The 24,067-nt window shown below is 69.8% G+C and carries 25 protein-coding genes; 12 read left to right on the top strand and 13 right to left on the bottom strand.

Annotated elements, in window-relative coordinates; all coding sequences use genetic code 11:
• Window positions 1–181 precede the first annotated feature (181 nt).
• Entirely contained in the window at window positions 182–583 is a 402-nt protein-coding gene (locus F3H32_RS03390) for a group III truncated hemoglobin (RefSeq protein WP_115755090.1), read from the top strand.
• A gap of 63 nt (window positions 584–646) precedes the next feature.
• Here F3H32_RS03390 and F3H32_RS03395 read toward each other — a convergent pair whose 3' ends face one another.
• The 5 genes from F3H32_RS03395 to F3H32_RS03415 all read right to left on the bottom strand — a co-directional run bounded on the left by F3H32_RS03395 (window position 647) and on the right by F3H32_RS03415 (window position 4,145).
• The gene (locus F3H32_RS03395) at window positions 647–1,279 is read right to left on the bottom strand and encodes a trimeric intracellular cation channel family protein (RefSeq protein ID WP_149764407.1); all 633 of its coding nucleotides are present in this window, start codon (window positions 1,277–1,279) and stop codon (window positions 647–649) included.
• On the bottom strand, window positions 1,276–1,743 hold the full coding sequence (rnhA, locus tag F3H32_RS03400; protein ID WP_149764409.1) for a ribonuclease HI: 468 nt from the start codon (window positions 1,741–1,743) through the stop codon (window positions 1,276–1,278). Before rnhA ends, F3H32_RS03395 begins: the two co-directional genes overlap by 4 nt.
• 251 nt (window positions 1,744–1,994) lie before the next feature.
• Window positions 1,995–2,945 carry a 4-hydroxy-3-methylbut-2-enyl diphosphate reductase gene (ispH, locus tag F3H32_RS03405; protein WP_149764411.1) on the bottom strand — a complete coding sequence of 317 codons (951 nt, stop codon included), beginning with the start codon at window positions 2,943–2,945 and terminating at the stop codon, window positions 1,995–1,997.
• Between the two features lie 40 nt (window positions 2,946–2,985).
• Entirely contained in the window at window positions 2,986–3,549 is a 564-nt protein-coding gene (locus F3H32_RS03410; RefSeq protein WP_149764413.1) for an adenine phosphoribosyltransferase, read from the bottom strand.
• On the bottom strand, window positions 3,549–4,145 hold the full coding sequence (locus F3H32_RS03415; protein WP_149764640.1) for a flavin reductase family protein: 597 nt from the start codon (window positions 4,143–4,145) through the stop codon (window positions 3,549–3,551). Before F3H32_RS03415 ends, F3H32_RS03410 begins: the two co-directional genes overlap by 1 nt.
• Before the next feature lie 355 nt (window positions 4,146–4,500).
• Between F3H32_RS03415 and F3H32_RS03420 the strand changes: the two genes are divergently transcribed.
• Complete coding sequence (locus F3H32_RS03420; RefSeq protein WP_149764415.1) at window positions 4,501–5,058, top strand: GNAT family N-acetyltransferase; 558 nt, start codon at window positions 4,501–4,503, stop codon at window positions 5,056–5,058.
• On the opposite strand, the gene F3H32_RS03425 is transcribed toward F3H32_RS03420, so the two are convergent.
• Window positions 5,046–5,582: an Ivy family C-type lysozyme inhibitor gene (locus F3H32_RS03425; protein WP_149764417.1), complete on the bottom strand. Its 537-nt coding sequence runs from the start codon at window positions 5,580–5,582 to the stop codon at window positions 5,046–5,048. The genes F3H32_RS03420 and F3H32_RS03425 overlap by 13 nt on opposite strands.
• Window positions 5,583–5,738: 156 nt before the next feature.
• Between F3H32_RS03425 and F3H32_RS03430 the strand changes: the two genes are divergently transcribed.
• The gene (locus F3H32_RS03430) at window positions 5,739–6,560 is read left to right on the top strand and encodes an EcsC family protein (protein WP_149764419.1); all 822 of its coding nucleotides are present in this window, start codon (window positions 5,739–5,741) and stop codon (window positions 6,558–6,560) included.
• Here the strand turns inward: F3H32_RS03430 and F3H32_RS03435 are convergent.
• From F3H32_RS03435 to hemE, 3 genes are all read right to left on the bottom strand, one after another.
• Window positions 6,557–8,098 (bottom strand): ATP-dependent DNA helicase, encoded by a 1,542-nt coding sequence (locus tag F3H32_RS03435; protein WP_149764421.1) that lies wholly within the window; start codon window positions 8,096–8,098, stop codon window positions 6,557–6,559. The two genes, F3H32_RS03430 and F3H32_RS03435, sit on opposite strands and share 4 nt — an antisense overlap.
• Window positions 8,099–8,231: 133 nt before the next feature.
• On the bottom strand, window positions 8,232–9,107 hold the full coding sequence (locus F3H32_RS03440) for an EamA family transporter (protein WP_149764422.1): 876 nt from the start codon (window positions 9,105–9,107) through the stop codon (window positions 8,232–8,234).
• Window positions 9,108–9,123: 16 nt separating this feature from the next.
• Complete coding sequence (hemE, locus tag F3H32_RS03445; RefSeq protein WP_149764424.1) at window positions 9,124–10,152, bottom strand: uroporphyrinogen decarboxylase; 1,029 nt, start codon at window positions 10,150–10,152, stop codon at window positions 9,124–9,126.
• Window positions 10,153–10,227: 75 nt separating this feature from the next.
• Between hemE and hemC the strand changes: the two genes are divergently transcribed.
• The gene (gene hemC, locus F3H32_RS03450; RefSeq protein WP_149764426.1) at window positions 10,228–11,169 is read left to right on the top strand and encodes a hydroxymethylbilane synthase; all 942 of its coding nucleotides are present in this window, start codon (window positions 10,228–10,230) and stop codon (window positions 11,167–11,169) included.
• On the opposite strand, the gene cbiB is transcribed toward hemC, so the two are convergent.
• Both cbiB and F3H32_RS03460 read right to left on the bottom strand, forming a co-directional pair.
• Window positions 11,166–12,074: an adenosylcobinamide-phosphate synthase CbiB gene (gene cbiB, locus F3H32_RS03455; RefSeq protein ID WP_394349608.1), complete on the bottom strand. Its 909-nt coding sequence runs from the start codon at window positions 12,072–12,074 to the stop codon at window positions 11,166–11,168. The two genes, hemC and cbiB, sit on opposite strands and share 4 nt — an antisense overlap.
• Window positions 12,075–12,091: 17 nt before the next feature.
• Entirely contained in the window at window positions 12,092–12,643 is a 552-nt protein-coding gene (locus tag F3H32_RS03460; RefSeq protein ID WP_149764430.1) for a histidine phosphatase family protein, read from the bottom strand.
• Window positions 12,644–12,819: 176 nt separating this feature from the next.
• On the opposite strand from F3H32_RS03460, the gene F3H32_RS03465 reads away from it, so the two are divergent.
• Together F3H32_RS03465 and F3H32_RS03470 are read left to right on the top strand one after the other, a co-directional pair.
• On the top strand, window positions 12,820–13,980 hold the full coding sequence (locus F3H32_RS03465; protein WP_149764432.1) for an isovaleryl-CoA dehydrogenase: 1,161 nt from the start codon (window positions 12,820–12,822) through the stop codon (window positions 13,978–13,980).
• Window positions 13,980–14,429, top strand: a complete 450-nt coding sequence (locus F3H32_RS03470; protein ID WP_149764434.1) for a lysozyme inhibitor LprI family protein — start codon at window positions 13,980–13,982, stop codon at window positions 14,427–14,429. The genes F3H32_RS03465 and F3H32_RS03470 overlap by 1 nt, the downstream gene beginning before the upstream one ends.
• 50 nt (window positions 14,430–14,479) lie before the next feature.
• Here F3H32_RS03470 and F3H32_RS03475 read toward each other — a convergent pair whose 3' ends face one another.
• Complete coding sequence (locus tag F3H32_RS03475; RefSeq protein WP_149764436.1) at window positions 14,480–15,091, bottom strand: OmpW/AlkL family protein; 612 nt, start codon at window positions 15,089–15,091, stop codon at window positions 14,480–14,482.
• Between the two features lie 143 nt (window positions 15,092–15,234).
• Here F3H32_RS03475 and F3H32_RS03480 point away from each other — a divergent pair, with 143 nt between their 5' ends.
• The 6 genes from F3H32_RS03480 to F3H32_RS03505 all read left to right on the top strand — a co-directional run bounded on the left by F3H32_RS03480 (window position 15,235) and on the right by F3H32_RS03505 (window position 22,663).
• Window positions 15,235–16,839, top strand: coding sequence for a carboxyl transferase domain-containing protein (locus tag F3H32_RS03480; protein ID WP_149764438.1), 1,605 nt, complete (start codon window positions 15,235–15,237; stop codon window positions 16,837–16,839).
• Window positions 16,840–16,965: 126 nt separating this feature from the next.
• The gene (locus F3H32_RS03485; protein ID WP_149764440.1) at window positions 16,966–18,906 is read left to right on the top strand and encodes an acetyl-CoA carboxylase biotin carboxylase subunit; all 1,941 of its coding nucleotides are present in this window, start codon (window positions 16,966–16,968) and stop codon (window positions 18,904–18,906) included.
• Window positions 18,899–19,564: a glutathione S-transferase family protein gene (locus F3H32_RS03490; protein WP_149764442.1), complete on the top strand. Its 666-nt coding sequence runs from the start codon at window positions 18,899–18,901 to the stop codon at window positions 19,562–19,564. The genes F3H32_RS03485 and F3H32_RS03490 overlap by 8 nt, the downstream gene beginning before the upstream one ends.
• The gene (locus tag F3H32_RS03495) at window positions 19,551–20,405 is read left to right on the top strand and encodes a hydroxymethylglutaryl-CoA lyase (protein ID WP_149764444.1); all 855 of its coding nucleotides are present in this window, start codon (window positions 19,551–19,553) and stop codon (window positions 20,403–20,405) included. The genes F3H32_RS03490 and F3H32_RS03495 overlap by 14 nt, the downstream gene beginning before the upstream one ends.
• Window positions 20,402–21,187 carry a crotonase/enoyl-CoA hydratase family protein gene (locus F3H32_RS03500; RefSeq protein ID WP_149764446.1) on the top strand — a complete coding sequence of 262 codons (786 nt, stop codon included), beginning with the start codon at window positions 20,402–20,404 and terminating at the stop codon, window positions 21,185–21,187. The genes F3H32_RS03495 and F3H32_RS03500 overlap by 4 nt, the downstream gene beginning before the upstream one ends.
• A 279-nt stretch (window positions 21,188–21,466) precedes the next feature.
• On the top strand, window positions 21,467–22,663 hold the full coding sequence (locus tag F3H32_RS03505; RefSeq protein ID WP_149764448.1) for an MFS transporter: 1,197 nt from the start codon (window positions 21,467–21,469) through the stop codon (window positions 22,661–22,663).
• A 217-nt stretch (window positions 22,664–22,880) separates the two neighbouring features.
• Here the strand turns inward: F3H32_RS03505 and F3H32_RS03510 are convergent, their stop codons facing one another.
• The gene (locus F3H32_RS03510; RefSeq protein ID WP_149764642.1) at window positions 22,881–23,933 is read right to left on the bottom strand and encodes an ABC transporter substrate-binding protein; all 1,053 of its coding nucleotides are present in this window, start codon (window positions 23,931–23,933) and stop codon (window positions 22,881–22,883) included.
• Window positions 23,934–24,067 lie beyond the last annotated feature (134 nt).

The following is a 24,067-nucleotide window of genomic DNA, read 5'->3' on the forward strand; positions in this document are numbered from 1 at the left end:
AGGGCAGGCATGCGTGACCCGGCGGCGAGGGGTTCCCTACGCCGCCGGGCGAATAATTCGGAAAATCCGCGCCCTGCTGAACATGCGCGGGTTATAGGAAACCGCCCCCCGCCCTGCAAGCGCCGCTTGCAGCCGGGCAAGGGGGCTTGCGGCGCCGGCGCTTGGGGTCCATATCCGGGCCATGATCCCGCCCCGTTTCGATGTCACGCCCGAACAGATCGACCGCGTCGTCGCCACCTTCTACGCCGCGGTGCGCCGGCACGAGGTGCTGGGCCCGGTCTTTGCCGGCCATGTCGCCGACTGGCCCGAGCACGAGGCCAAGATCGCCCGCTTCTGGCGCAATGCCATCCTTTACGAGCGCGGCTATGACGGCAATCCGATGCAGGTCCATATGCGCGCCGGCGACGTGAAGGCCGGCCATTTCGCGCCCTGGCTGATGCTTTTCGACGAAACCCTGCGCCGCACGCTTCCGCCCGAAACGGCGGCGGCCTGGTCGGCGCTGGCGCATCGCATCGGCGCCGGCCTGCGCATGGGGGTCGAGGATCTGCGCGAACGTCGCCCCGGTCCCCCCGCCCTGCGCTGACCCACGCGCCAGGCCAGACAAAAGATCCGCCCCTGGCAATCTTGCCGGTCCGGCCTGCCGAACCTAGCGCCGCGGCGGCCGGGCCTTGTAGACCGGCAACCGCCAGCCGAAAACCATGCTGCCCGCGCGCAGCAGCAGCACCACCGCGCCGCCGCCGATCAGCGCCCAGCCGCGCGGGCTGCCCAGCGTCAGCAACAGCAGCGCCGCCACCGCCCCGCCAAAGGCGGCCGTGACGTAAAGCTCGCGCTGCTTCAGCACCAGGGGCATCTCGTTGCCGACCACATCGCGCATCAGCCCGCCGAAGGTGCCGGTCATCACCCCCATCAGCACCGTGACGACCGGGCCGACCCCCGCCTCCAGCGCCACCCCGACCCCGGCCGGCACCGCCACGGCCAGGGCAAAGGTGTCCAGCCACAGGATGGCGCGATAGCGGCTTTCCAGCAGATGCGCGGTCAGGAACACCGCGGCGGCGGCCCCGGCCGTCAGCAGCAGCAGTTCCGGCCGCTCGACCCAGAACACCGGCGCCCGGCCCAGCACCAGGTCGCGCAGGGTGCCGCCGCCGATCCCGGTCAGCGTGGCCAGAAAGACGAAACCCACCAGGTCAAGCTGGGCGCGGCTGGCGACCAGCGCCCCGGTCAGGGCAAAGACCAGCACGCTGGCATGATCCAGCAGCGCGATCAGCGCCCCGATGCTCATCCCGAAACCTTCGCCGGCTTGAAGGGCGCCATGCCCGCCCGCGCCAGTTCATCGGCGCGCTCGTTCTCGGGATGGCCGGCATGACCCTTGATCCATTCCCAGCGCACCCGGTGCCGGGCCTGCGCCAGGTCCAGCCGCTGCCACAGGTCGGCATTCTTCACCGGCTTGCGGTCGGCGGTGCGCCAGCCGTTCTTCTTCCAGCCGTGGATCCATTGCGTGACGCCGTTCTTTACATAGGCGCTGTCGGTGGTCACGGTGATCTCGCTGGGCCGCTTCAGCGTCTCAAGCGCCGCGATCGCCGCCATCAACTCCATGCGGTTGTTGGTGGTCAGCGCCTCGCCGCCGGACAATTCGCGTTCCTTCAGCACCTGCCCGTCCTCCAGGGCGCGCATCAGCACCCCCCAGCCGCCGGGGCCGGGATTGCCGCTGCATGCGCCGTCGGTCCAGGCATAAAGCGCGCTCATCCCACCATCCTTTCCAGGCCGGCCAGCGTGCCTGGGTCCAAACAGCCCCGGCGCGACGGCGCATCCACCATATCGGCGGCCCCGCAATCGCAAACTCGGGACATCCCCGGCGGCTGCGCCTTGCCGCGATATCCTTGGACCGGCATCGACCAGAGCTTCATCCCCATCTTTCTCCGTTTCAAAAATACTCCGGGGGAGGCCCGCAGGGCCGGGGGCAGAGCCCCCGCGACAGTCCCGCCGGCCGTCCCGCCTCAGGCTTCGCGCAAGACCCGCGGCACCTTGAACTCGACATTCTCGCGCGCCGTCTCGACCAGTTCGACCGTCACCTCATAGCGGTCGCGAAAGGCCGCGACCACCTCGTCCACCAGCACCTCGGGGGCCGAGGCGCCGGCGGTCACCCCCACCGCCCGCGCCCCCGCGATGGCGCGCCAGTCGATCTGGTCGGCGCGCATCACCAGTTGCGAATAGGCGCAGCCGGCGGCGCGGCCGACCTCGACCAGCCGGCGCGAATTGGAACTGTTCGGCGCCCCGATCACCAAAAGCGCGTCGATCCGCCCGGCGATGGCCTTGACCGAGGCCTGGCGGTTGGTCGTCGCATAGCAGATATCCTCCTTGGCCGGGCCGACGATGCCCGCAAACCGGGCCTGCAAGGCGGCGACGATGGCGGCGGTGTCATCGACCGACAGCGTGGTCTGGGTGATGAAGGCCAGCCGCCCAGGGTCGCGCGGCTCGATCCGCGCCACGTCCTCGACCGTCTCGACCAGCAGCACCTCGCCCTCGGGCAATTGTCCCATGGTGCCCAGCACTTCCGGGTGGCCGGCATGGCCGATCATCACCATCTGCAAGCCCTCGGCGTGATGGCGCTCGGCCTCGACATGGACCTTGCTGACCAGGGGGCAGGTGGCGTCGACAAAGACCATCTCGCGCCGCCGCGCCTCGGCCGGGACCGATTTCGGCACGCCATGGGCGGAAAAGATCACCGGCCGGTCGGAGGGCGCATCGTCCAGTTCCTCGACGAAGACCGCGCCCTTGTCGCGCAAGCTGTCCACGACGAACTTGTTGTGCACGATCTCGTGGCGGACATAGACCGGCGCGCCCCATTTCTGAAGCGCCAGCTCGACGATCTTGATGGCGCGGTCCACGCCGGCGCAAAAGCCGTGCGGCGCGGCCAGGTAAAGGGTCAGGGGCGGTTTCTTGTCCATGGGCCACCACCTAACCCCGGCCCGTGCGGCCCGCAAGGGATCAGGCGCCCTCGAAACTGGTCAGGGCATGGACCTCTTGGCCCAGCCCCTCCAGCACCGCGCGCCCGCCCAGCTCGGGCAGCTCTATCACAAAGGCGCAGCCCACGACCTCGGCCCCCAGCCGCTCGCAAAGCGAGATCCCGGCCGCCGCGGTGCCGCCGGTGGCCAGCAGGTCGTCCACGATCAGCACCCGTTCGCCGGGACGCAGCGCGTCGTCATGGATCTCCATCACCGCCTCGCCATATTCCAGGGCATAGGCCTGGCTGATGACGGCGCCGGGCAGCTTGCCTTTCTTGCGGATCGGCACGAAACCCACGGAAAGCTGATGCGCCACCGCGCCGCCCAGGATGAAGCCCCGCGCCTCCAGCCCCACCACCTTGTCGATATCCTCGCCGGCATAGGCGGCCAGAAGCTGGTCCACCGCCATGCGAAAGCCCCGCGCATCGGCGAAAAGCGTGGTCACGTCGCGAAACAGGATGCCTTCATGCGGGAAATCGACGATGGTGCGGATATAGTCGCGCACCGCGCGATTGTCGCGGCGGCGCTTTCCGTTGGTCGTTTCCATCAGGGGCGCTCCATTTCGAAGGTCTGGGTGGTGATGGCGTAATCCCGGTAGCCCAGCCGCGACAACCAGCCCAGGCCATGCAGGTCGAAGCGGCCGTCCTTCAGGCAATCCTCGCGCAGGTGGATGCCGGTCACGACGCCCAGCACCATGAAATTCGCCTCGCCCGCCAGGCGCTGGATGCGCGTGGCGCGGCATTCCAGCGCCGCGGCCGCGCCCTTGACGCGCGGGCAGTCGATGGTCTGGCAATCGGCGGGCTCGATGCCCGCGGCCTGGAACTCGTCCATGCCGGCAGGCAGGGCGGCGGAACTGGCGTTCACCTGCTCTTTCAGCGTGCCGTCGGCGATATTGACGCAAAAGACCCGCGATTCGGCGATCTGCGCCACGCTGTCCTTGGTGCCCGGCCGGTCCGGCTTGTCCGAGGTCGAGGCGAACATCACCTGCGGCGGCACATAGGCGGTCAGGTTGAAAAAGGAATAAGGCGCAAGATTGTCGCCCAGCCGCCCGCGGGTCGAGATCCAGCCGATGGGACGGGGCGCGACGATGGCGCTCAGCGGGTTGTGCGGCAGCCCGTGGCCGTCCTGGGGTCGGTAGAACATGGTGCCTCGCTGGTCCTTGGATTGCGGGTCCAGAAGTGGCCCCATGCGCGCGGCGCGTCAAGCACCCAGGCCGGCACGGCCGGGAGGTCGAGGCCGGGAGTGCGCCACATCTCCGCAGGGACATGCCCAGAACCGGCGACGGAAACGGCCTCGGCCCCGATTTTAACGCGATGGAATCGCGCATCAAGCGCAAAGATCCTGCGTAGCCGCCCTGGCCCCCATCGCCCGGCCGCGCGCCCCGGAACTCGGGGCGGGATTTTTAGCCCGCCCGTCTCCGCAGGCGGTTTTCGCGGCGGCGCCCGCATGCTAGGCCGTCCTGCGCCGCGCCCCGATCCATGCCAGTCCAGGAGGCAGGATGTACGAACTTTGCCCCGAAACCCCCGCCGACACGCCCGAGGTCGAGGCGCTTTTGGACCTGTGCTTTGCGCCGGGGCGCACGGCGCTGTCCTCGTATCGGCTGCGCGAGGGGGTGGCGCCGGTTCTGCCGCTATGCCTGATGCTGCGCGACGATTTCGGCGCGCTGATGGGCGCGATCCGCTATTGGCCGGTGCGGGTCGGCGCCAGCCCGGTCCTGCTGCTGGGCCCCGTCGCCGTCCACCCGACGGCGCAGGGCGAAGGGCTGGGCGGCCTGCTGATGCGCGAAAGCCTGTCGCGGGCGACCGCCATGGGCTGGCAGCGGGTCATGCTGGTCGGCGATCTGCCCTATTACCGGCGTTTCGGCTTTTGGAAGCTGGAAGGCGTCGAGATGCCCCCTCCGACCAACCCCGACCGGGTGCTGGGGATCGAACTGGTGCCCGGCGCCTGGTCCGGGATCACCGGCGCGGTCGAGCGCGAAACCGGCGATCCGCGCCCGGCGGACCGGCGCAGCCCAGGCTGCATTCAGGTCGCGCCGCCCGATCATCATTCGGCATAGCGGAAATCCTGCGGGTGGTTGGCCAGGCTGCCGGTCAGCGCCGCGTAAAGGATGGTGCGCCCGTCGATGGTCTCGGGTCCGCCGGCCATACCAAGCCAGGTCAGCAGCTCCGCCCCCTCGCCGTCGCGCACCGAAAGAACCCCGTGCGCCGTGCCGCTGCCCGGTGCGTAAAGCACCGCGAACTGGTTTTCGGCGCAGTCGTGCTGCTTGCAGGCGATCATGGCCAGGTATTCCTGGCCGCCGAAAGCCACGGTCTGGCTGGGCGAGATCACCGCGCCCTCGCGCAGCCATTCGGGCATCTGGTGGCCCTCGGCCATCTTCTCGACCGCCGCGGTCAGGCCCTGGTCCCTGCCCAGATCGGCCAGCGTCAGCCCCATCTCGGGGGCCGCGGCCTGGGCAGTCGCCTGCTCTGCCGTGCCTTGCGTTCCGGTGTCTTGCGCCCCGCTTTCCTGCGCCAGGGCGGCCGGTCCCAGCACCAGCGCGGCGGTCAGGGTCAGGGCGGGGATGATGCGGCGGATGGTCATGGCGGTCTTCCTTGTCCTTGTTCTTTCCGTCGTTCTTGCGTCCCGCCCTGCGGCGGCGGGCTGCCGATTCGCCTTAGGAACCTCTGGCACGGGTTGCGGGTTCCTCTGCCAATGCCCAGTTCTAGCACAGCCATGACATCGCAAGGTATCCGCAGGATGACCGAACAAAGCCAGATCCCCCTCCGCCAGACCGTGCTGCCGCCCATCGACGACCCGACCGTGCATGCCGCGATCGACAGGCTGGCGCGGCGCTACCTTCAGGCCGGGGGCATCGCGATGGAATTGCTGACCGCCGTCGGTGGCAAGGCCGAGGGGCTGATCGAACGTTTTCCGGCGGGCGTGCGCGGCCGCGTGGACCGCATCACCTTGGCGGCGCTGAACCGCGCCTTTGACGCCGCCTCGCGGTCGCGGGGGGTGCTGCGCGAACGCGGCGACATGTTCAACCGGCTGCTCTCGACCACCTCGGGGGCGGTGGGCGGGCTTGCCGGGATCGGCGGCGCGGCGCTGGAACTGCCGGTGACGGTGACGCTGCTTTTGCGCGCCATCATGGATATCGCCGCCGAACATGGGTTCGACCCCGTCTCGGACGAGGCGCGGCGCGAGGCGCTGCACGTCTTTGCCTCGGCCGGGCCGATGGCGGATGACGACGGCGCCGACCTGGGTCTCTTGGCCGCGCGCATGACCATCACCGGCCAGACCGTGCAGGCGCTGATCGCGCGGGTGGCGCCGCGGCTTTCGGCCTCACTTGCGCAGAAGCTGGCGGCGCAGGCGGTGCCGGTCTTGGGGGCGCTGGCCGGGGCGTCGATCAACTACAGCTTCACCCGCTATTACCAGGAACTGGCGCGGGTGCATTTCGGCCTGCTGCGCCTGTCCCAGGAAACCGGCATCCCGCGCGAGGCCCTGGCCGAGGCGCTGGAGCTGCGCATGGCCCAGCTACGTCCAGCCGGCGGCGCGCGCAAACCGTCGCGGCGCGGCTAGTCCCCGGCCTCGGCTTCAGCGGCCAGTTCCAGCGTGGCGGCCGGCACGGCAAGATGGTCGATGCCCAACGGGGCCGAGGGTCGGGCGAGGCGCGATTTGACCACCCAGTGCAGCCGTTCCTGGGCGCGGGTGATGGCGACATAGGCCAGCCGCTTCCACAGCGCGATGCCGGCCTCGGAGCGGCCCGACCAGGCGGCGGCGGCAATGTCGGGGGCAAAGACCTGCACGTCGGGCCATTGGCTGCCCTGCGCCTTGTGGATCGTCACCGCCGCGCCATGCAGGAAGGTCGCGCCCATGCGGGCGGCAAAGGGGATGAAGGGCTCTTCGACATCGGGCATCTCGATCTTGACGATGCTGGCCGCGGAAAGCCGGGGGTCTTCGGCCCCCACCACATGCAGGCGCGAAAAGCCGGGCTTGCGGCCCGGCCCCAGATAGACCACCTGCGCGCCCTTGATCAGCCCCCGCGCCTCCAGGTCGATGCGCTTCTTGCGGTGCTTCAAGGGTAGTTCCAGCCCGTCGCAGATCAGGGGCTCGCCCGGCAGCAGCGCGTCGCCCGGCGCGCCATAGGCGGAGCGAAAGGCCTGGATCAGCTTGATGCGGGTGATATTGCGCCAGACCAGCACCGGGCTTTGCGCCATCAGGTCGGATTCCACCCGTTCGGCCCAGATTACCCGCGGGTCGCGGGCGGCGGCGTCGCGGATCATCCGCTCGAACGCGTCGAATTCCAGCGCCGGATCGGCCAGCGCATGGGCAAGGTCCAGGATCGGGCTGTCGCCTTCCTGGCGGTGGATGCGGCTCAGCACCAGCCGCTGCGAGGGGGCCAGCCGCTCGAACACCATCTGCCCCGACTGGCCCACCGGGGCAAGCTGGGCCGGGTCGCCGAACAGCACCAGCACCGGAAAGATCTCGCGCAGGTCGTCGAATTGCCGTTCGTCCAGCATCGAGGCTTCGTCGATCAGCCCGATGTCCAGCCCTTCCTCGCGCCGCTTCCAGCCGCGAATGAAGTCCGAGCCGCGCAGCCCCGCCGCGGCCAGCGCGCCGGGGATCGAGGCATGCTGGTCGTAGAACGCCTTGGCGCGGTCCAGCGCCGCGTCGGTCAGCCCCTCCATCAGCCCCGCGACCGACGGACGCTCGCCGGCGCCGGTCAGCCAGTCGGCGATGCGTTCGTATTCGGGGTCATAGACCGGGGTGTAAAGGATGCGGTGGATCGTGGTCGCCGGCACGCCGCGCATGCGCAGCACGAAGGCCGCCTTGTTGGTGGGGGCCAGGATGGCGACGGTGCGGCGGTCCTTGCGCTTCTTGCCTTCGTAATCGCCCGAGATGATGTCGACCCCGGCCGCCTTCAGCGCCTTGGTCAGTTCCGCCAGCAGCAGGGTCTTGCCCGAGCCGGCCTTGCCGATCACCGCCATCACCCGCCCCTTGCCGGGCTGCGGCGGCGCGATTTCTTCCGAGACCAGGTCGATGCCGGCCTCTTCCAGGATGGCGGCAAGCGCATCCCAGGCTTCGGCCTGATCGGGGGAAAGGGCGGGCAGGGTCATGCGCCCTTGTTAGCCCGCAGCGCGCGGGGCGGAAAGGCCGATCCGGTGGCAGGGCGGTGATTTGAGTATTTGAAAAACGGTGAAATGGACCGCTTGGGGGGCTGTTCACCGTTTTCCAAATACTCATGCGATTCTAGCCGCTCGTCGCGACCAGTGCCGCGACGCCCAGCACGACCAGCGCCATCCCGGCCAGTTGCCGGCGCGAGACGCCTTCGCGAAACAGCCGGCCCGAGACGATCTGCGCCAGCACCACCTCGACCAGGGCCAGGGTGCGGACATTGGCCGCCGCCGTCAGCGCAAAGCCCAGGAACCAGAACAGCGAGGCCAGCGCCCCCAGCGCGCCCGCCCCCAGCGAGCCGCGCCAGTGCCGGGCGATGCCGGCCAGGGCGGGGCGGTCGCGCGCGCCGAGCCATGCCAGCATGATCGCGCTTTGCAGGGCCAGGGCCAGGACCAGCACGGTTGCCGCCCGCACCGCGCCGTCGCCAAAGGGCAGCGCCAGGATCGCACCGCGAAAGCCGATGGCCGACAGGCCGAACAGCGCCCCGGCCGCGATGCCCAGCCCCGCCGCCCGCCAGCCGCCGCGCCGCCAGTCGGCGCCGGACATCAACGTCACGCCCAGCGTCGCCGTGGCGATCGCGCCCATGCGCGCGGGGCCCAGCGGTTCGGCCAGCAGCAGGGCGCCGATCAGGGCCAGCGTCACCGGCTCGGTCTTGATCAGCGCCGTGGTGACGCCGAAGCCGCGGTTTTCCATCGTCAGCAACATCAGCGCGGTGGCGGCGATCTGCGCGCCCGCCCCCAACGCCGTCCAGGCCAGCACCGTGGCATCGGGCCTGGGCACCGGCGCAAGCCACGCCATGCCAGCCAGAACCAGCGCGGCAAAGGGCAGGCCGAAGAGAAAGCGCACCGCGGTCGCGCCGATGGTGCCCAGCTCCGCGGTCAGCCGCCGCTGCGCCGCGTTGCGCCCGGTCTGGGCCGCGGCGGCGATCAGCGTGGCCAGGATCCAGCTCAAGCGCCGATCCCGCCCGTCAGCCGCGGATGGCTTCCAGCATCCGCGTCACATTGTCGGGGTCGGCCTCGGGGGTGATGCCATGGCCGAGGTTGAAGATATGCGGCCCCTGCGAGAAAGCCTGCACGATCCGCCGCGTCTCGGCCACCAGTTCGTCGCCGCCGCTGACCAGCAGGCGCGGATTGAGGTTGCCCTGGACGCAGCCGTCCTTTTGCACCTCGGCCGCTGCCCAATCGGCGCTGACCGAATTGTCCAGCGCCACGCAATCGGCCCCGGTGGCACGGGCAAAGCCCGCATAGCGCGGCCCGGCTTCGCGCGGAAAGGCGATGACCGGAATGCCGGGATGGCGCGATTTCAGCGCCGCGATGATCCGCCGCGTCGGTTCGAGCGCGAAATCGTCGAAGTCCCGGCCCTTGAGCGAGCCGGCCCAGCTGTCGAACAGCTTGACGACCTCGGCCCCGGCCTCGATCTGGGCCGACAGGTAGTCGATGGTTCCCTGGGTGATCAGGTCGATCAGGGCGGCGAAGGCGGCGCGGTCCTGGGCCATGAAGGCATGGGCCGGTGCCTGGTCGGGGGTGCCGCGGCCGGCGACCATATAGGTCGCGACGGTCCAGGGCGCGCCGGCAAAGCCGATCAGCGTCGTTTCGCGCGGCAGTTCCCGCGCCAGGATGCGCACGGTTTCATAGATGGGCGACAGGGTGTCGTGGATCGCCGCGGCCGGTTTCAGCGCCGCGACCTGCGCCGCGGTGGTGACGGTCGACAGCCGCGGCCCCTCGCCGGTGACGAACCACAGGTCCAGCCCCAGCGCCTGCGGCAAAAGCAGGATATCGGCAAAGAGAATCGCCGCGTCGAAGCCATAGCGGCGGATCGGTTGCAGCGTGACCTCGGCCGCCAGGTCGGGGTTATAGCACAGCGACAAAAAGTCGCCGGCCTGGGCGCGGGTGGCGCGGTATTCCGGCAGGTAGCGGCCGGCCTGGCGCATCATCCAGACGGGCGGAACGGGCAGACGCTCGCCCTTGAGCGCGCGCAGGATGGTTTTTTCGGACATAATTCACCTCTCGCCCCCTTCATGGCGCGCCCGCCCCCGTTGTCAAGGCCGAGGGGGCGGGCTAAGCCCTGTGCCATGACCCAGATGCCCGACCCCCAGAACCCCCTCCGCATCGGCACCCGCGGCTCGGCGCTTGCGCTGGCCCAGGCGCATGAAACCCGCGACCGGCTGATCGCCGCGCATGGCCTGGCGGCCGATGCGTTCGAGATCGTGGTGATCAAGACCACCGGCGACCGCGTGCTGGACCGGCCGCTGAAAGAAATCGGCGGCAAGGGCCTGTTCACCCGCGAGATCGAGGATGCGCTGCTGGCGCAGGACATCGACATCGCCGTGCATTCGATGAAGGATATGCCGACGATCCAGCCCGACGGCTTGATGATCGACTGCTACCTGCCGCGCGAAGATGTGCGCGACGCCTTTGTCAGCGCGCAATACGGCGCGATTTCCCAGCTTCCGCCCGGCGCAGTGGTCGGATCATCCAGCCTGCGGCGGCGGGCGCAACTGGCGGCGCGGCGGCCGGACCTGAAGCTGGTGGAGTTTCGCGGGAACGTGCAGACCCGCCTGAAGAAGCTGGAAGAGGGGGTCGCCGTGGCGACCTTTCTGGCCATGGCCGGGCTGACCCGGCTGGGCATGCTGCATGTGGCGCGGGGCGCGGTCGAACCGGACGAGATGCTGCCGGCCGTGGCCCAGGGCTGCATCGGGGTCGAGCGGCGCAGCGGTGATGCGCGCGTCGCCGCGCTGCTGGCCGCCATCGCCGACCGCGACAGCGGGCTGCGGGTCACGGCCGAGCGCGCCTTTCTGGCCGGGCTGGACGGTTCCTGCCAGACGCCCATCGCCGGGCTTGCGGAACTGGACGGCGACCGGCTGCACCTGCGCGGCGAGATCCTGCGCCCCGACGGCAGCGAGGTGATCGTGGGCGAGCGCCGCGGCCTTGCCGCTGACGGCGCCGCCATGGGCAGCGACCTGGCCGAGGAATTGCGCGCCCGCGCGCCCGCCGATTTCTTCGACTGGAGCTAAAGCGCCAAGGCCAGCGCCAGCGCCAGTCCCAGCAGCACCATCGCCCGGCGATAAAGCGCCAGCCCGCGCAGCAGGTCTTGCGGGCCGGGGTCGCGGGCGTCTTCGTTCAGCCAGGGCTCGGGGCTTTCCACGCCGTGATAGCGGCGCGGACCCGACAGGCGCACGTCCAGCGCACCGGCCATGGCGGCCTCGGGCCAGCCGGCATTGGGCGAGCGGTGGCGGCGCGCATCGCGGCGCATTACTCGCCAGGCCCGCCGCGACCCCGCCGCCACGACAAAAAGCAGCCCGGTCAGGCGCGAGGCGGGCAGGTTCACCAGGTCGTCCAGCCGCGCCGCCACCCGCCCGAACAGCGCGTGGCGCGGGCTCATGTGGCCGATCATCGAATCAAGCGTGTTGATCGCCTTATAGGCCGCGATCCCCGGCAGACCTGCCACCGCCGCCCAAAACAGCGGCGCGACCACCCCGTCCGAGGTGTTTTCGGCCAGGCTTTCCAGGGCGGCGCGGGCGATGGGCTGGGGCCGGTCGTCCAGGTCGCGGCCGACGATCATCGCCACTGCCGCCCTGGCCTGCGGCACATCGCCCTGGGCCAGCGGCCGGGCCACGGCGGCGACGTGATCGTGCAGCGACCGGGTGGCGACCAGCGGCCAGGCCAGCAGGCCCAGCAGAACGGGGCCGAGGGTCAGCGGCAAGAGCGCCCAGGTCAGCAGCAGCGCCGGGACGACCGCCGCGCCAAGCGTCACCGCGACCGCCAGCGCGCCGCGGGCGATGCGGTGCCCGCCGCCATTCCAGCGCCGGTCCAGCGCCGAGATCAGCCGGCCGATCCAGACCACCGGGTGCGAGATGCGGCGATAAAGCGCATCCGGCCAGCCGATCAGCGCATCGGCCAGCATTGCCGTAAGCGCGATGGTCAAGGTTTCCTGCGTCACGGCGCGACCCGGTTGACGGCCTCGACCGCCCAGCCGGCGGGGCTGCGCGCCAGGATGGTCAGCGACAGCGGCGCCACGGAAAAGGACAGCGCCGCCGGGCCGACCGCCAGCGCCAGCGCCGCCCGCACCGTGCCGGCATGGGCGACCACGGCCACGGTGCCCTGCGCCCGATCCAGCAGCGGCTGCACCCGCGCGGCCATGTCCAGGAAGCTTTCGCCCCCCGGCGGGCGCTGGCGGGCCAGTTCCTCGGGCAGCAGCGGGCCAAGGTCGGGGATCGTGGCGCCGGGTTCCTCCCAGGCGCCGAAATCCTGCTCCCACAGGGCGGGATGCCATTCCGGGGACAGATCCAGCGCCGCGCAGGTCTGCCGGCAGCGCCGGGCGGGGCTGGACCAATGCGTCCCGGCGCCATCCAGCGCGGCGCGCGCCCAGTCCAGCGCCGCGCGGTCGCTGCAATCCGCCGCGACGTCGCGGCGACCGGCCAGACCCGGCACGGCCAGCGGCGCATGGCGCAGCATCAGCAGCCGCGCGGCAACAGGGGCAGGGTTCATCGGGCATCCTTGCGGTTTGGCCGGCCTTGGATGGCCGCGGGGCGCGGACTTGTCAACGCGCGCCCCGCAGGCGCAGGATGGCCCCGGACCGCCCAGAACAGGCTTGACGCGGGCCGGGCACCGGCCGCATAAGTCAGTTAAATGAACACTTGTTCAATAAACAGAGGAGAAGGCCGATGTTCACCGCGGGAATGCAGTTCGACCTGGGCGAGGACGTGAACGCGCTGCGCGACACCGTCCACCGCTGGGCGCAGGAGCGGGTGAAGCCGATGGCGGCCCAGGTGGACCGATCCAATGCATTCCCGAACGAGCTGTGGCGCGAAATGGGCGATCTGGGCCTGTTGGGCATCACCGTGTCCGAGGAATATGGCGGCGCCGGCCTGGGCTATTTGGCCCATGTCGTCGCGACCGAGGAAATCGCCCGCGCCTCGGCCTCGGTCAGCCTGTCCTATGGCGCGCATTCGAACCTTTGCGTGAACCAGATCAAGCTGAACGGCAGCGATGAACAGCGGCGGAAATACCTGCCCGGCCTGTGCAGCGGCCGCGCCGTCGGCGCCCTGGCCATGTCCGAGGAGGGCGCGGGCAGCGACGTGGTCGGCATGAAGCTGCGCGCCGAAAAGCGCGGCGACCGCTATGTGCTCAATGGCAATAAATACTGGATCACCAACGCGCCCGACGCCGATACGCTGGTGGTCTATGCCAAGACCGACCCCGAGGCCGGCAGCCGCGGCATCACCGCCTTTATCGTCGAGCGCGGCATGGCCGGCTTTTCGACCAGCCCGCATTTCGACAAGCTGGGCATGCGCGGCTCGAACACCGGCGAGCTGATCTTCCACGATTGCGAGGTGCCCGCGGAAAACGTGCTGGGGGCCGAGGGCAAGGGCGTGCGGGTGCTGATGTCGGGCCTTGATTACGAACGGCTGGTGCTGTCGGGCATCGGCACCGGCATCATGGCCGCCTGCCTTGACGAGGTCATGCCCTATGTCAAGGAACGCAAGCAGTTCGGCCAGCCCATCGGGTCCTTCCAACTGATGCAGGCCAAGGTCGCCGACATGTATGTCGCGCTGAACACGGCGCGCGCCTATGTCTACGAGGTAGCGAAGGCCTGCGACGCGGGCCGCGTCACCCGCCAGGATGCGGCCGGCGCGGTGCTTTACGCCAGCGAACAGGCCATGGTGCAGGCGCATCAGGCCGTGCAGGCGCTGGGCGGCGCCGGCTTCCTGAACGATTCCGCGGTCAGCCGGCTGTTCCGCGATGCCAAGCTGATGGAGATCGGCGCCGGAACCTCGGAAATCCGCCGGATGCTGATCGGGCGGCAGTTGATGGACATTGCCTGATGCGCGCGCTAGCGCTGCTGCTGCTGATGGGCGCGCCTGCGCTGGCCGGCGATGCCTCGGGCTTCGATCCGGCGGCGATCGACCGATGCCTTGATGCGGCCCAAACCCAGGGCGCGCGGGCCGATTGCGCCGGGGCGGGGATGCCGCCCTGCCTGGACTATGCCCGGCAGAAATATACCGGCGACGACCCGGATTTCCCGATGGCGAACTGCCTCGACGCCTCGCACCAGGCATGGGAGGCCAAGCTGACCGCCGTCTACGCGGCGGCGCTGGCGGGTGCAGCCCAGCAAGAGCCGCTGCGCCGGATGGAACGCGCCTGGATCGCGTTTCGCCAGGCGCTTTGCGACCGGGCAGGCCAGGCCGGCGAGGACCTGGCCCGCGCCCGCTGCCTGCGCGACGAGACCGCGCGGCAAGCGGCGCTGCTTCTGTCCGTGGCGGAACCGAAATGATCCGGGGCGCGCAAAACGGGCGGCGCCCCGCCAAGGGCCGCGATGGCGGCCTAGAACTTCATCACATAGCTGACGCCGGCCACCACCGGATCGACATCGACCGAACCGATATTGGCGCCGTTCAACTCGACATCGGCATTGATGTCGATCCAGCGCAGGTCGGCGCGCAGGGCCGAGCGGTCGTTGATCCAATGGTCCACGCCCAGATGCGCGGCCAGTCCCCAGCTATTCTTGACCCGCAACTGGTTGCCGGCCAGCGGCCCCTTGGCCTCGCCGTCCCAGAAGCCGGTAAAGTTCACGCCCAGGCCGACAAAGGGCTTCCAGCGCGGATGCATGTCGAAATGATATTGCAGCGACACGACCGGCGGCAGGTGCTTGACGGTGCCGATCTCGGCCCCGTTCGACCGGACCGAATGGGTGAAGGGCAGGGCGCCCAGCACCTCGACGCCGATATTGTCGCGGATGAAATATTCAAAGGTGATGCTGGGGCGGGTGCTGTCGTCGATGCTGGTCGGAACCGTGCCCGCGGCCAGCACGCCATTGTCCGATTTCGGATTCACATGTGCGATCCCGAAGCCGAGCGTCCAGTCGCCTTGCGATTGCGCAAGCGCAGGCGAGGCAAGCGCGGCGAGCGCCGCGGCAATGGCAAGCTTGTGTCTCATGGCGATCCTCTCTTCTTGTCGCAGCTCCGCTCATCGCGCCTCGCCTTGGGCTGCGGCGTTGATCTGGATCAAGATTTCCCCGCCTTTGCCCCGACTGCGACAAACAGGCGCAGCCTCCGGCCCGGTCCCGAAAGGATGATGCGATGAAGCTTGGCAGTTCGGTCCTGCCCTCCTCGGAAACCTTCCGCGCCAATCGCGCGGCGCATCTGGCCATGCTGGAAACCGTGCGCGAGGCGGCCTTGGCCGCGGCGGCGGGCGGCGGCGCCAAGGCGCTGGACCGCCACGTCGCCCGCGGCAAGATGCCGCCGCGCGAACGGGTGGCGAACCTGCTCGACCCCGGCTCGCCCTTCCTGGAAATCGGCGCGACGGCGGCGCATGGCATGTATGACGACGCCGCGCCCGCGGCCGGGGTCATCGCCGGCATCGGCCGGGTGCATGGCCAGGACGTGATGGTCGTGGCCAATGACGCGACCGTCAAGGGCGGCACCTATTACCCGATGACGGTGAAAAAGCACCTGCGCGCCCAGGAAATCGCCCAGGAATGCCACCTGCCCTGCATCTACCTGGTCGATTCCGGCGGCGCGAACCTGCCCAACCAGGACGAGGTCTTTCCCGACCGCGACCATTTCGGCCGCATCTTCTACAACCAGGCGCAGATGAGCGCGATGGGCATCGCCCAGATCGCCGTGGTCATGGGGTCCTGCACGGCGGGCGGCGCCTATGTGCCGGCCATGTCCGACGTGACCATCATCGTGCGAAACCAGGGCACGATCTTCCTGGCCGGCCCGCCCTTGGTGCGCGCCGCCACCGGCGAGGTGGTCTCGGCCGAGGACCTGGGCGGCGGCGACGTGCACACGCGCCTGTCCGGCGTGGCCGACTACCTGGCCGAGGACGACGCCCATGCCCTGGCCATCGCCCGGCGCAGCATCGCCAACCTGAACCGCCGGCAGCCCGCGACCGTGCAATGGCAATCCCCCGAACCGCCGGCCCACGACCCCGACGAAATCCTGGGCCTGGTCCCCGCCGACCTGCGCATCCCCTATGATATCCGCGAGGTGATCGCCCGCGTCGTGGACGGCTCGCGCTTCGACGAGTTCAAGGCCCGCTTCGGCGAAACGCTGGTGACGGGCTTTGCCCATGTCGAGGGCTGCCCCGTCGGCATCATCGCCAATAACGGCGTGATCTTCTCGGAAGCCGCGCAAAAGGGCGCGCATTTCATCGAGCTTTGCTCGATGCGCGGCGTCCCCCTGGTCTTCCTCCAGAACGTCACCGGCTTCATGGTCGGGCGCAAATACGAAAACGAAGGCATCGCGCGCCACGGCGCCAAGATGGTGACGGCGGTGGCCACGACCAATGTGCCCAAGATCACCATGCTGGTCGGGGGCAGCTTCGGGGCCGGCAATTACGGCATGTCGGGCCGCGCTTACGGCCCGCGCTTCCTCTGGACCTGGCCCAACAGCCGCATCTCGGTGATGGGCGGCGAACAGGCGGCGGGGGTGCTCGCCACCGTGCGCCGCGACGGGATCGAGCGCCAGGGCGGCCACTGGTCGCCCGAGGAAGAGGCCGAGTTCAAGCGCCCCACCATCGAGATGTTCGAACGCCAAAGCCATCCGCTCTATGCCTCGGCCCGGCTCTGGGACGACGGCGTCATCGACCCGCGAAAGACCCGCGACGTGCTGGCGCTCAGCCTGCGCGCCAGCCTCAACGCCCCGATCCAGCCGACCCGCTTCGGCATCTTCCGGATGTGACGGCCATGCGCATCCCGCCCCATGCCCTGCCCCGGAAAGGCTGATGATTTCTCCGTTTCCCAAATACTCCGCGGGGGTCCGGGGGTGTGAAACCCCCGGCCCGTCCGCTGCCACAGGAGCCACCGGATGTTCCAGAAGATCCTGATCGCCAACCGGGGCGAGATCGCCTGCCGCGTCATCGACACTGCCCGCAAGCTGGGCGTGCGCACGGTCGCGGTCTATTCCGATGCCGACCGCGCCGCACGCCATGTGGCGATGGCGGACGAGGCCGTGCCTATCGGCGGCCCCGCGCCCAAAGACAGCTACCTGCGCGGCGACGCGATCATCCGCGCCGCGCTGGACACCGGCGCGCAAGCCATCCATCCCGGCTACGGCTTTCTCAGCGAAAACCCGGATTTCGTCGATGCGGTGACGGCGGCGGGGCTGGTCTTCATCGGCCCCTCGGCCGATGCGATCCGCAAGATGGGCCTCAAGGACGCGGCCAAGGCGCTGATGGAGCAGGCCGGCGTCCCCGTCGTGCCCGGCTATCACGGCGAAAACCAGGACGCCGCGCATCTGGCGCAGCAGGCCCAGGCGATCGGCTATCCGGTGCTGATCAAGGCGGTGGCCGGCGGCGGCGGCAAGGGCATGCGCCTGGTCGAGCGGGCGCAGGATTTCCCCGCCGCGCTGCAATCCGCGACCGGAGAGGCCGCCACCGCCTTCGGCAACCCTGCCGTGCTGATCGAGAAATATGTCCGCCAGCCCCGCCATATCGAGGTTCAGGTCTTCGGCGACGGCCATCGCGCCGTCCACCTTTTCGAACGCGACTGTTCGCTGCAACGCCGCCACCAGAAGGTGATCGAGGAAGCCCCGGCCCCCGGCATGACGCCCCGGATGCGCGCCGCCATGGGCGAGGCCGCCACCCGCGCCGCCCAGGCCATCGGCTATGCCGGCGCCGGCACCGTCGAATTCATCGTCGATGCCGGCCAGGGCCTGCGCCCCGACGGCTTCTGGTTCATGGAGATGAACACCCGCCTTCAGGTCGAACATCCCGTGACCGAGGCGATCACCGGCATCGACCTGGTGGAATGGCAACTCCGCGTCGCCAGCGGCGAGCCGCTGCCGGCCCGGCAAGAGGACCTGGCTATCACCGGCCATGCCTTCGAGGCCCGGCTTTATGCCGAGGACGTGCCGGCGGGCTTCCTGCCCGCCACCGGCCGGCTGGCGCATCTGCGCTTTCCCGACCAGGCGCGGCCCGACCAGGTACGAATCGAGACCGGGGTCCGGGCGGGCGACGCCATCTCGCCCTGGTATGACCCGATGATCGCCAAGGTCGTCACCCATGGCGCGACCCGCGCCATCGCGCTGCGGGCGCTCGAATCGGCGCTGGCCGATACCGAGGTGGCGGGTTCCGTGACCAACCTGGATTTCCTGATCGCGCTGACCCGGCATCCGGGCTTCGGCCGCGGCGAGGTCGATACCGGCCTGATCGCCCGCGACCTGCCGGCGCTGATTGCCGCCGCCGAACCCGATCCGGCGGCGCTGGCGCTGGCGGTGCTGGGCCTGGCCCGGCTGGACGATCCGCAAAGCCGCGGCGGCATCACCTTGTGGCAGCCGCTGCGCCGCACCATCGCCTGGGACGGGGGCGCGGCGCTGCTGGAGGTGCTGGGCCCCGGCGCGGCCCGCGTCACGCTGGACGGCGCCGCGCATGAGATCGGCTATCAGGGCGGACGCTGGTGGGTCGACGGCAGCCCGCGGCGCGCGCGCATCGTGAACCATGCGGCCGGCACCAGCGTTTTCGGCGACGGCGCGCTGACGCTTGTCCCGCTGGATCCGCTGGCGCGCGGCGGGGCAGAGACGGGCGGCGGCTTGACGCTGTCGCCCATGCCGGGCCTGGTCAAGGCGATCTTCGTCGCGCCGGGGCAGCAGGTGGCGGCCGGCACGCGGCTGGCGATCCTGGAGGCGATGAAGATGGAACACACGCTGACCGCCGCCCGCGACGGCCGGGTGGCCGAGGTCCTGGCCCAGCCCGGCGACCAGGTCGAGGCCGGCGCCCCCCTGATCCGGCTGGAGGAAGAGGATGGCTGAACTGACGCTTTGGCATGTGCCGCTGTCGCGCTCGATGCGCATCCTGTGGCTGCTCGAAGAGATCGGCTGCGACTATGACCTGCGGCTGATGGATCTGGCCGACGGATCGACCCGCCGGCCGCCCTATGACGCGATCCACCCGGTCGGCCGGGTCCCGGCGCTGCGCGACGGCGCGACCACGATCCACGAATCCGGCGCCATGACCGAATGGCTGTGCGAAACCCGCGCCCCGCATCTGTGGCGCGCGCCCGGCAGCCCCGGACGCCTGGGCTGGCTCGACTGGCTGCATTTCGGCGAGACGCTGGGCCAGCACCTGGCCAACCTGACCCAGCAGCATGTGTTCCTGCGGCAGGAAAGCCAGCGCTCTGCCATCCTCATGCGGCTGGAAGCGGCGCGGCTGTCGCGGGCGCTGCGCCTGGTCGAGGCTTGCGTCGCGGATTCGGACTGGCTGCTCAGCGAATTTTCCGGCGTCGACTGCCAGGTCGGCTATTCGGTCTGGATCGCCTCGCGCTTTGTCAGCTATGCCGACCGGCCGGCGCTGGCCGCCTATCGCGACCGCTGCGCCGCGCGCCCGGCCTTCCGGCGCAGCCTGCCCGGACCGGGCACGGCGCTGCTTTATACCCGCGATTTCTACGAGGTCCCCGATGTCCCAGGTTGAAATCTTCGAGGTCGGGCCGCGCGACGGGTTGCAGAACGAAAAGCGCCTGATCCCGGCGGCGGAAAAGATCGCGCTGGTCGACCTGTTGTCGCAGGCCGGGTTCCGCCGCATCGAGGTGACAAGCTTCGTGCCGCCGAAATGGGTGCCGCAAATGGCGGATGCGGCCGAGGTCATGGCCGGCATCACGCGCCGCCCCGGCATCCGCTATGCGGTGCTGACCCCGAACCTGCGCGGCTACCAGGCGGCGCGGGCGGCCGGCGCGGACGAGGTGGCGATCTTCGCCTCGGCCTCCGAGGGGTTTTCCAGGGCGAACCTGAACGCCTCCATCGCCGAAAGCCTGGAACGGCTTGCGCCGGTGGCACAGGCGGCGCGGCGGGACGGCATTGCCTTGCGCGGTTATGTCTCGGTGGTGACGGACTGCCCGTTCGAGGGCAAGGTCGCGCCCGCCAGCGTCGCGCGCGTCGCGGCCAGGCTGCGCGACCTGGGCTGTCACGAGATCAGCCTGGGCGAGACACTCGGCCAGGCCCGGCCCGAAGCCATCGACGCCATGCTGGCCGCGGTTCTGGATGAGTTGCCGCCCGAAAGCCTGGCCGGCCATTACCACGACACCGCCGGCCGGGCGCTGGAGAATATCGACGCGAGCCTGGCGCGCGGTTTGCGGGTCTTTGACGCCGCCGTCGGGGGCCTGGGCGGCTGTCCCTATGCGCCCGGCGCCGCGGGCAATGTCGCGACCGAAAAGCTTGCCGCGCACCTGGCGCTGCGCGGCCATGACACCGGGCTGGACATGGCGCTGATCGAACAGGCCGCCGCCATGGCCCGCGCCATGAAAGGAGCCGAGTGATGGAAACCATCCGCATCGACACCGATGCCCGCGGCGTGGCGCATCTGTGGCTGGCGCGCCCAGACAGGCACAATGCGCTGTCGGCGCAGATGATCCGGGAACTGACCCAGGCCGCGCAGGCGCTTGGCGCCGATCCCGCGGTGCGCGTGGTGGTGCTGGCGGCCGAGGGGCGCAGCTTCTGCGCCGGCGGCGACCTGGGCTGGATGCAAGAGCAGATGCGCGCCGATGCCGGGACCCGGCGCGAGGGCGCGCGCGAACTTGCCATGATGCTGAACGCGCTGAACACCCTGCCCAAGCCGCTGATCGGCCGGGTGCAGGGCAATGCCTTCGGCGGCGGGATCGGCCTGCTTTCGGTCTGCGACGTGGCGGTGGCGGTGCCCGAGGCGCGCTTCGGCCTGACCGAAACCCGGCTGGGCCTGATCCCCGCCACCATCGGCCCCTATGTGCTGGCGCGGATGGGCGAGGCTGCGGCGCGCCGCGTCTTCATGTCGGCGCGGCTTTTCGAGGCTGACGAGGCGGTGCGGCTGAACCTGCTGGCCGGCCTGGCCGATGCCGCGGCGCTGGATGCGGCGATCGAGGGCGAAGTCCTGCCCTATCTTTCCTGCGCCCCCGGCGCGGTGGCGGCGGCCAAGCGCCTGGCCCGGCGCCTTGGCCCCCCCATCGGCCCGGCCGAGATCGAGGCCAGCATCCAGGCCCTGGTCGATGTCTGGGAAGGGGACGAGGCGCCCGAGGGCATCGCCGCCTTTTTCGACAAGCGCAAGCCGCGCTGGCAGTCCGGCTGAGGCGCCGGCCGGGGCAGTTTCACCGTTTTCCAAATACTCATTCCCGAGAGCGTCCCGAGCCGAGAGGTGGCAAAGTCGGGCCTGCATATCGACGCCGCGCCGGCCGGCCCTGCCGCTTTCGAGTATTTGAAAAACGGTGAAGGCGGGTGGAGCGCGCTTTGCGCAGCCTTGCGCCTTTTGCATGTCAGGGCTTCGCGGCGGGCGGCTTGGCGGCATATGGTCGCATCTGTTAACGCCAGCAGTTCTGCCTCCTCCCGCTTTGCCAACCAAGGGGCCGCCATGACGCCGCAGCCGAACCTGAAGCTTGCCGTTCTTGCCCTGGGCCTTGGCGCCTTTGCCATCGGCACCTCGGAATTCGCCGCCATGGGGCTTTTGCCCTGGTATGCCAGCGACCTGGGCATTACCGAGCCGCAGGCGGGCCATGTGGTGTCCGCCTATGCGCTGGGGGTGGTGGTCGGTGCGCCCGTCACCTCGATCCTTGGCGCGCGGTTGCCGCGGCGGCGCTATCTGGCGGCGCTGATCGCGGGTTACGGGCTGATGAACCTGCTGGCCGCGGTGCTGCCGGGCTATGGCACACTGGTGGGGGCGCGCTTTCTTGCCGGGCTGCCGCATGGCGGTTTTCTGGGCGTGGCGATGCTGTTCGCCGCCGATGCCCTGCCGCGCGAACAGCGCGCCAAGGGCGTGACGCAGGTGCTGCTGGGCCTGACCGTCGCCAATATCGCGGGGGTGCCGCTGGCAAGCATCCTGGGGCAGGGGCTGGGCTGGCGCTGGGGCTTTGCGCTGCCGGCCGTGCTGGCGCTGCTGGCGGGTTGGCTGATCTTGCGGCTGGCCCCGCATGTCGGCCCGCCCAAGGACGCGCGCCCGCTGGCCGAGCTGAAGGCGCTGCGCAATCCGGCGGTGGTGCTGATCCTGCTGGTCGGCGCCATCGGCTTTGGCGGACTTTTCGCGGTCTATTCCTATCTTTCCGCGGCGATGCTGGCCACGGCGCAGCCGCCGGCCTGGGCCGTCCCCGCGGCGCTTTCGGCCTTTGGCGTCGGCGGCACGCTGGGCAGCATCCGGGCGGCGCGGCTGACCATCCGCCACGGCCCCTGGGGCGCGGCGCTGCGCCTGATGCTGTTCATGACCGTGACACAGGCTTTCGCAGCCTTGGCGGTGGGGAACTGGGGGCTGATGCTGGTGTCGTCCTTTCTGCTGGGCCTGGGCTCGGGCATGGTCGTGCCCTTGCAGACGCGGCTGATGGACGTGGCGGGCGAGGCGCAGAGCATGGCGGCGGCGATGAACCACGCCGCCTTCAACGCCGCCAATGCCCTGGGGCCCTGGCTGGCGGGGCTGGCGCTGGCGGCGGGCTGGGGCTGGCGGTCGTCGGGCCTGGTGGCGGTGGCGCTGTCGGCGGCGGGGATGCTGGCGCTGGCGCTTGCCTGGTGGCAGGCTCGCCTTGCCGGGGACCAGTTTCGCGATCACCCGGCGCGGAGGTGATCCGTTCGGCGGGTGCAGCGATTGTTTCTTCCCGTGATCAAGGGGAACTCTGTTCCCCTCTTGTCCCGCTGCGCGGGCCAATTCACCCCTTGGGATATTTGGACACGAAAGAAGCCCGGCGGGGATGGGGCTGGATTTCTCTGTTGTGAAAATACCCATGCGGCCGTCACGCCGGGCAGGCGCCCCGCCGTTTCGGGCGGAGCGCTGCAAGCGGCGATCAGAAGCCGGCCTTGATCTTTTCGAATTCCTGCAATTGCCGTTCGCGCTGCTGCGGGTCGTTCGGGGTCTGGGCCAGGATCGGCGCGTCCACGGGCGAAAGCCCTTCCTGCACCGCAGGTTCGTCCTGGATCGTCTGCATCGCGACGGTCGAGGTATGGCCGTAGCCGATGGTGTCCAGCAGGCCCTTGGCTGCCTCGGGCGCGAGCCAGGCGTTGATGAAGTCATAGGCCTTGTCTTCGTTGCCCGGTCCGTCCTTGAGGTTGATGAAGCCGCAGAAGAAGGTCGAGCTGCCCTCCTTTGGGGCGCGCTGGAAGCCGACGGGGAAGCCGTCCGCCTCTAGCAGGACCACGCCGTCGTTCCAGGACCAGGCCACGTCCACCGCGCCCGAGGCCATGAGCTGCGCCTGTTCGGCCGGATCGGCCCAATAGGCGGCGACGTTCTGATGCGCCTGGCGCAGCCAATCGGCGGCGGCCGTGAACTGTTCGTCCGTCACTTGGGTCCAGTCGGTGGTGCCGGTGGCCAGGTAGGCCAGCGCCCAGACGTCGTCGGCCGAATCGGGCAGCGAGGTGCGGCCCTGGTATTTCGGGTCGATGAAGATGTTCAGGCTGGCCACGTCCTCGGCCGGCACATTCTCGGTATTATAGGCGACCGCGGTCGCGCCCCAATCGGTCGGGATATACCAGACCCCCTGGTCGTCCTTGAAGATTTCCGAATCGAGGAATTTCGGATCGAGGCTTTCGAAGGCCGGGATCTTCGACACGTCCCAGGGCTCGATCAGCCCCGCATCGCGATATTTGGACACCATCTGCGAGCAGGGATGGGCGAGGTCTGCCTTGAAGCCCGAGGCGAGCTTTTGATAGGCCTCGTCGTCATCGCCGTAGAAGGCAAAGGTGGGGCTGGCGCCATGCTTGTCGATATAGCCCTGGAAGATCACCGGCTCTTCGAAGCCGGCCCAGTCGAAGACGGTCAGGTCGGAATCGGCGGCCTGTGCGGCGGTCAGGCTGGTGCTGGCAAGCACCAGCGCAAGGGCGGGGAAGCGAAAAGGTTTCATGTCCATGCTTTCCTTGGGGGCAGTCCGAAACGACGCTAGCGGGCCTGCGCCGACCTCGCAAGCGGGCGGCATGGCCGCGCCTTGGGCGCTCCCGTTTCCGGGCGGCGCGAGATGGCCACAAGGCGCGGCCGTTC

This window comes from Paracoccus thiocyanatus (assembly GCF_900156255.1).
Taxonomy (GTDB): domain Bacteria; phylum Pseudomonadota; class Alphaproteobacteria; order Rhodobacterales; family Rhodobacteraceae; genus Paracoccus; species Paracoccus thiocyanatus.